This window comes from Bartonella sp. AA9NXGY (genome assembly GCF_042196845.1).
In the GTDB taxonomy this organism is placed as follows: Bacteria; Pseudomonadota; Alphaproteobacteria; order Rhizobiales; family Rhizobiaceae; genus Bartonella.
On sequence record NZ_JBHIRB010000028.1, the window covers coordinates 1 to 8,893 of the forward strand.

Genomic DNA, 8,893 nt, shown 5'->3' on the forward strand with positions numbered 1-8,893 from the left:
TCAGGCGGCATACGCTATCAGTTTTAAATCAAGGCTGTAAAAATAGCCTATTCATTCTATTCAATTTAATAAAAAGGGCAGCACAATATGCTGCCTTTTTATCTCTCCCCTATTCTTTTCTACCAGTACACACCGCCAACATTTTTCTTTAAGAAAATTAGTTAAAAAACTCAAGACAATAAAATATCGCGCTTTTAACTAGTAAAAATATCCCTTAAAAAAACTAAAAGTCGATTGAAAAATCAATGAGCGCTATTTTATCGTAACCGTGTTAAAGAAAAACATGAAAGCTATGGTATCATCTTTGGTTTCATGATGTTGGAAGAGATCTCTATCAGGCTCAAGCATACAGTTTTTTGAAATTTTCTTGCCTACTCCTTTTCTTTAAGCATAAGCAACAAGTTTTATGCAAACATAACACATATCTTAAATAGAAAAACTTATAATACTTATATAATATTAACATAATGTATTCATTTAATACTAAATGAATTTAAATATAATACATTATATATTAAATGTATAAGTTAATTTATACTTTACACAAAAATAAAAATATCCTATTCACGTTCCATCTCTAAAATATCCATCCATTTGATATCCTTCTTATAAGCGGGGGAAGAGTGTGTGGCTCTTATAAGTTAGGAAAATCTTGATGTGTAAAAAATCCCTTTTATGCTGCACAGCTGTCATAGCTGTCATGCTATTCAACACCCATATCAATGTATATGCTGAAACTCTTGAAGTTTCCGGCGAGAAAAAAGAAGTATCTAACACAACGTATGAGATTATTCATGCAAAAGACAACGGGGAAATTACCGGCACACATTTAACTGTGGTTGGGAATAAAGACACGGATATTTATGCTGTAACAGCTGACGGTTTTGGCAGTGCGATTACATTACTGCAAGACACAGCCATTAAAGGAACTGATTTTGACATTCGTCTCGGTCTTAATGCAAAAGATGATGCTACAATCAAAATGACTGGAGGCATTATTACGGTTTCTGAAATTGGCGCTTTCTTCGAAAACAGTATGAATGATAAAAACAAGCTGGAAGGTGTAACAATATCAAGCGGTAAAGATGACCACTTCATGGACAAGGGAATAAATGCCGACAACAAAAGCAAAGTTACTTTAGAAAACGTAACGGTTACGCAAGCAAACACCAGTATATTTGCAAATGATCATTCTGAAATAACGATTTTAGGAGGAGCATTTGATGGAGAACTCAAAGGAATATCTGCTACGGAAGGCAGCGCTATTACTTTAACCTATAGTGAATTAGCCGATAATAAAAAAGGCAGTGTTCAAGTTACATCATCTCATGGTGACGGACTCTATGCAAATGGTGCACAATCCACAATCACAATGATAGGAGGATCAGTCACTGTAGAAAATACAGCATTACTTGCAGAAAATGGCGGACATATTGACGTCACAGATGTTACTTTAAAAAAAGATGGCACCGGAATCGGTGCAATAGCTAATGATGTTGACAGCACAATTGAACTACACGGAAATACGGTAATTAATGACGCTGTAATTGGGCTTTATGCAACAAACGGTAGCACAATCACAATGACTGGAGGAACCATTACGGCTTTTGAAACTGGTGCGTTCTTCAATGAGAGTAAAAGCGATAAAAACAAATTAGAAAATGTAACCATTACTTATGCAAATACCAGCATAAGTGATCAAGACAAGCTAGAAAGTGTGAAAACATCGGACAATGAATTAGACCCTGGATGGGAAAGTGAATTAGAAAATGAAAAAGAAGAGTTTTTATACACAGGAATAACGGCCTTTGCCGGAAGTCATCTCACTTTAGAAAATGTAACCATTACGCAAGCAGACACCAGCATATCGGCAGAAGATGGTTCACAAGTAACGATATTAGGAGGAGCATTTGATGGAGAACACACAGGGCTATACGTAATGAACGGCAGCTTCATTACTTTAGCCAATAGTAAAGAAGGCAGCGTTCAAGTTACATCATCTGATGGTGATGGACTCTATGCAGACGGTTTATTCTCTACAATCATAATGATGGGAGGGACAGTGACTGCAGGAAATAGAGCATTATTTGCACAAAAAGGTGGATATATTAAGGTCACAGATGTTGCTCTAACAACGATGGACGGAAACGGATACGGGGCAGCTTCCACCGATCCTTACAGCTTTATTGAATTGGATGGAGAGACAACGATTACTAATGCTATAAATGGACTTGATGCGGAAAACAGTGGTGTCATCATAATGACGGGAGGAGCTGTAACTGCAAAAAGCGCAGCATTGTTTACCATGAACGGTGGATATATTAAGATCACAGATGTTGCTCTAACAACGATGGACGGAAACGGATACGGTGCAGCTTCCACCGATCCTGAAAGCTTAATTGAATTGGATGGGAAGACAACAATTAATAATGCTCTCATCGGACTTTATACAGAAAATAGTGGCACTATCTCAATGGCGGGTGGAACTGTAACTGGGAAAAGCGCGGCAGTACTTACAAAAAGCGGTGGACATATTAAGGTCACAGATGTTGCTCTAACAACAATGGATGGCAACGGATACGGTGCAGCTACCAGCGATCCTAACAGCTTGATTGAATTGCATGGAAAGACAACAATTAATAATGCTTTCATCGGACTTTATACAGAAAATAGTGGTACTATCACAATGGCGGATGGAACTGTAACCGCAACAAACATGGCACTGTTTGCAGCAAACGGTGGACATATTAAGGTCACAGATGTTGCTCTAACAACAATGGATGGCAACGGATACGGTGCAGCTACCACTGATCCTGACAGCTTGATTGAATTATATGGAAAGACAATAATTGATAATGCTTTCATCGGGCTTAATACAGAAAATAGTGGTACTATCACAATGGCGGGTGGAACTGTAACCGCAACAAACATGGCATTGCTTGCAAAAAGCGGAGGACATATTAAGCTCACAGATGTTGCTCTAACAACGATGTATGGCAACGGATACGGAGCAGCTACCTCCGATCCTGAAAGCTTGATTGAATTGCATGGAAAGACAACGATTAATAATGCTTTCATCGGACTTTATACAGAAAATAGTGGTACTATCACAATGGCAGATGGAACTGTAACCGCAACAAACATGGCATTGCTTGCAAAAAGCGGAGGACATATTAAGCTCACAGATGTTGCTCTAACAACGATGTATGGTAACGGATACGGAGCAGCTACCTCCGATCCTGAAAGCTTGATTGAATTGGATGGAAAGACAACGATTAATAATGCTTTCATCGGGCTCAATGCAGAAAACAGTGGTGCAATCACAATGACGGGAGGAACTGTAACCGCAACAAACATGGCATTGCTTGCAAAAAGCGGTGGGCATATTAAAGTCACAGATGTTGCTTTAACAACAACAAATGGTAACTATGGTGCTGCTGCAACCGATCCTGAAAGCTTGATTGAATTATATGGAAAGACAACAATTAATAATGCTGTAACCGGACTTGATGCAGAAAATAGTGGCACAATTATAATGACTGGTGGAACAGTAACTGCAAAAACCATGGCATTGTTTGCAATGAATGGTGGACATATTAAGGTCACAGACGTTGCTCTAACAACAATGGATGGCAACGGATACGGTGCAGCTGCCAGCAATCCTTACAGCTTAATTGAATTGCATGGAAATACAGCGATTAGCAATACTTTCATCGGACTTTATGCAGAAAACGGTGGCACGATTAAAATGAATGGAGGGACCGTAGCAGCAAAAGGATCAGCATTTGTTGTAAAAAATAGCGGATATATTGATGTAACAAATGTTTCTGCAACAGCAGAAAACAGTGGCATAATATTTGATAAATCCGAGGACGATAACGCCTTAGAAATCAACTTGACAAATACAAAGATTCGCACTGAAAATAGTATTGGAATTAACGCAGACCAATCAATCGGTATAGCCAATCTCAAAAATTCAGAAATCAGTGCCGATATTTTATTAGCAGCAAAAGCTTCAACTAAAGAAAATAATTTTGCTTTTACATTAAATGCTAATCACTCCGTATTAAAGGGAAGAGCAAAAATTGCAGAAAACAGAACTGTACGCTTTGATTTGACAAACAAGGCAACATGGATATTGAAAACCAGTACAAAAGAAACCGATGATGATGGAAAACTGCTTGCTATTGCTCAAAGGTCACGTTCTGATATTTCTGTGCTCAATCTCAATGATAGTTCTATTGTTTTCAATGGGCTGGTAGAAGATCATTATCATACATTGCATGTAGGATCTGGAATACCAACCACTCTAGCAGTCTATAATGCCTCTGGTAAGGCAGAAATTCATTTCAACGCTATATGGAGTGATGGTGTTGCAATAGATGCACAAAAAACCGATAGGCTTCTCATTCACGGTGATGTAGCAGGCACCACAACAGTTTATGTCAAAAGTGTTTCAGAGGATAACGAGAGTGTAGAAAATGCTTCTCCTCCTTCAAATATAGGTGGACTTTCACTTATTCAAGTTTCTGGAGAAGCAAAAGAAGACTCCTTTAAATTGAAAAATGGCTATACCACCATAGGAGGAACTCCTTATAAATATACGCTAACTTCCTATGGACCAGTATCAAGTTATGGCAAGGCCAATGCTAACCAAAACTTATTCGATGAAAAGGATAAAGATTTCTGGGACTTCCGCTTGCAGCCTGAATTTCTTGACCCCGATTCAAAAGTAAGAGCAGTTGTACCACAAATGGCAAGCTATTTGGTTATGCCAAATGCCCTCTTTTATACTGGATTGGCCGATATGGCCAAGCAAAATGCACTTTTAGCCAATATGAGAACAACAGTCTTGGGAGAGCAGAAAAATCTAAAAAACAGTTTCTTCCTCTCTACCTATGGGGGTACAGGAACCTTATCCTCGAAACGCGGTCCCCTTAAATATGGTTATGGTGCTGATATTCGCTATGCTGCTCTCCAAGCCGGTGTCACATTAGCGGCATTAGAAGGACAAAATACCACGACACATTTCGGTCTTATAGGTACCTATGGGCAGCTGTCTTTCACTCCAAAAGAGATGCAGGATGCAAGTAAAAGCACCCTAGATAAATGGTCTCTCACTGCCTATGGTAGTGTACAACATGACAGTGGTTTCTATATCGATACGCTTTTATCCTATGGGATAATAAAGGGCGATATCACCAATGCTATCATTGGTAAAACCGCGAAATTGAACAATGTAAAAATGTTGAGTATTTCCACCACCGTTGGCAAACAATTTTCTACCGGAATGGAAGGTTTAACCTTCGAGCCCCAAATACAACTTGCTTATCAACATTTGATGTTTGATACCATTGAAGATGCTGATAATTTAAAAATTGATATGAACAATCCTTCTCAATGGTTGATCCGTGTTGGTGGACGTTTAACCAAAACCATTATGACCACTGAAAATGGTCCTGCCATTTCCTTCTATGGAAAAGCAAACTTGATCAAAACCTTTGGTGATGATGGTACCATCCAGATTGGCAGAGATTTTGACCTTGATCCCATGGGAACAGCAATTGAGGGCGGCGTTGGCATCAATGCACAACTGTCTCACAATTTCTCTCTTTACGCTGATGTAAGCTATCGACAAAAGCTTCAGAAAACTGGTATAAGTGGTGCAAGCTTTTCAGGTGGCATACGCTATCTGTTTTAAATCAAGGCTGTAAAAATAGCCTATTCATTCTATTCAATTTAACAAAAAGGGCAGCACAATATACTGCCTTTTTTGTACATTAAAGTCATCCTTTTTCCTTTTAAAGCACCCTTCCCTCTTTATACTTAGTTCTTTACGAAAATCCCCAAGACAAGACACAACAAACGCAACAGAGCACTTCTATCCCCAGTGAATGAAGAGTACTTCCTACTTTGAAAAAAAGAGAAGTCTATTAGAAATAAATTAATACCACTGTGTTGAAAGATGAAAGCCCACTTTAAGCCCAAGTAAGTTAGCTTTTTTACTAGCTTCTTCTACATCCTTTTTTGTTCCCTCATAACCCCAATTTGCGTCATCTACCATCAGGTAAAAGATGTTATGGTACCACTATATCAGTATCTCACAATATTTCTCTGAATAATAATATTCAAAATTATAATTCTTTAAATAAAATCCATTATAAATACATTTTGTATTAGACATAATTAATATCAATTATTTTTTAATTTTGACAAAAAACCAAAAATGTCTTACCAAATAAAAACAATTACTGAAATTAATAACAACTATCCATTTTCACTTCTTCTTATGAAGTTCGCGGGGAAATGAATATTTGGGGGCTATCATAAGGAGAATACTAGTGTATAAAACATCCCTTTTATCATGCACAGCTGCAGCCGCTATTATCCTGTTCAATATCCAGTTCAGTGCACATGCTGAAACCCTCGTAGTTTCTGAGGGAAAACAACAAGAAGTATCCGATAAAACCTACGAAACTATTCACGCAAAAGGCGGTGGCAAAATCATTGGAAAACATTTAACCATTGTTATGAATAAAGATATAAACCAAGGCACAAACAAAACCGTCTATGCTGTAACAGCAGAAGGTGCTAACAGTGCGATTGAGTTACTGGATGGCACAACCATTAAAGGCACTGGTTCTGGTATTTTCTTAGGCCTTGAAGCCAAAGACGGTGCTACACTTCAAATGACTAAGGGAACAATTACATATTCTGGAATGGAGGCCTCCTCATCTGGCATTTTATCTAGCACTGGTGCTTCCTTTTCTGACAGTAAGAGTAAAAAAAACAAGCTGGAAGACGTGGTAATATCGAGTGAAAACGATAACAGTTCACTATCCTTAGGAATAAGTGCTAAAAACAGCACAGTAACCTTGAACAATGTAACCGTTACTCAAGCACTAAAAGGCATATTTGCAGATGATCACTCGACAATAACAATCTCTGGAGGATCATTTCGTGCAAAAAATACAGCAATATCTGCTCAAAATGGCAGCATCATTACTTTAAACAACAATGTTACAGTCGCATCATCTAAGGGTAATGCACTCCATGCAGATGGTATAGAATCCAAGATCACAATGAAAGGAGGAGCTGTCATAGGAGGAAATTGGAATGGACATGAAGGCGCATTACTTACAGAAAATGGTGGACGTATTGAAATTACGGATGTTACTCTAACAACCAATAACTTCGGAAACGGTGCAAATGCCAATGGCTTTGGAAGCATAATTGAATTAAAAGGCAAAACAAGCATTGAAAAAGTTAGAGATGGACTGAGAGCAGAAAAAGGTGGTAAAATCACCAGCGAAGATTTAACAATAACTGCTTATGAAAACCAAGAATACGGTACTTCTGGTATAATAGCCATTGATCCCAATAGTGAAGTTCAATTAAAGGGTCATACAACCATTGAAAAAGTTTTTGTCGGTCTTAGAGCCTTTAATGGTGGCAAAATCGTTAGCGGAGATTTAACAATAGTCAGTGGTAAAGCAATTAATGATAACCCCAATGAAGCACGATCTGGTGTATGGACATCGGGCTCTGGGAGTGAAATTCAGTTAACTGGCAAAACAACCATTCAAAATTTTGATGAAGGTCTTTATGCAGATGATGGGAGTAAAATCATTACCGGAGATTTAACAATAATTGGTGGTGAGTCCGAAGAAGAAACCGTTGGTATAAGCACTTGGGAGGCCGATAGTATAGTTGAATTAAATGGCAAAACAACTATTCAAAATGTTGGTATTGGTCTCGCTACTGGTGAAGATGGCACAATTAAGATGATTAATGGCGCTATTGATACTAATTCTAAAGGTCTAGATACCCAATCCGACGCTCCTCAGAATGGGAAGAAAAATAAAATAGAAGCAAAAATGGCTGCGCTGGTTGTAATAAATGGCGGACATATTGATCTGACAGATGTTTCTGCCACAGCAGAAGTTGCCGGTTTACAATTCGCAACTTTCTCCGATGATAATCCAAATGGCTCGCATGATCCACAAAAATATCATAGTAATGAGATCAATCTGACCAATGCAGAGCTTCATGCTGAAAATGGCACAGGAATTTTCATTGGAGCTGTTGTTGAAAAAAGTATCGAAGATACTACAGCTCCATCAATCGGCACAGTCAATCTTAAAAAATCAGAGGTCCATGCCGATGTTTTACTAGGAAATGGTATTGCTTGGGACAAAACGTCATGGAAAGATAAAGATTTGTGGGATGGTAAAGAGGTTAAAGCGATCTCCAACGGCACCTTCACCTTAAGCACTGATCAGTCTACTCTAGAAGGCAGAGCAAATATTGCTAAAGACAGAAATGTACGCTTTGATCTGAAAAACGATACAACATGGACGTTGAAAATCAGCAAAAACGAAAAAGATGATGATGGCAATCTGCTTGATATCGCTCAAAGATCTCGTTCTGATGTTTCTGTGCTTAATCTCGATAACAGCTCCATTGTTTTTGAGAAACCAACAGAAGAGCATTACCAAACATTGCATATAGGTTCTGGTAAACCAGACACGCAAGAAGTCTACAATGCAACGGGTGATGCAAAGATTTACTTCAACACGGCTTGGAGTGATGGTGCTGCAATAAATGACCAAAAAACCGATAGACTTTTGATCCATGGGGATGTCTCTGGCAACACATCAGTTTATGTCACGGGGCGCTTAGAAGAGAACAATATCGAAGCAAATACCTCTGCTGCTGCCAATGTCCGTGGTCTTTCACTCATTCAAGTTTCTGGAAAAGCAGAAGAAAACTCTTTCAAACTGGTAAATGGTTATACCACAAGAGGTGGCTTACCGGATATGTATACACTACGTGCCTATGGACCAGACTCAAGCCAAGGCAAAGCCGATATTGCACAAAACCTCTTTGATGA

Annotated in this window: 2 protein-coding genes; both read left to right on the forward strand. The window is 38.5% G+C overall.

From position 1 onward, the window contains the following. The first annotated feature begins 655 nt into the window (after positions 1 to 655). A complete protein-coding gene (locus ACFIM6_RS09020) occupies positions 656 to 5,701 on the forward strand; it encodes an autotransporter outer membrane beta-barrel domain-containing protein (protein WP_375612557.1) in 5,046 nt (1,681 codons plus the stop codon). Positions 5,702 to 6,341: 640 nt separating this feature from the next. Beyond that, positions 6,342 to 8,893: autotransporter outer membrane beta-barrel domain-containing protein (locus ACFIM6_RS09025; protein WP_375612558.1), on the forward strand; the 2,552-nt coding region annotated here is incomplete at its 3' end.

Coding starts and splice junctions, on each gene's coding strand:
- ACFIM6_RS09020 (WP_375612557.1), top strand. CDS start 656: ATGTGTAAAAAATCCCTTTTATGCTGCACAGCTGTCATAGCTGTCATG.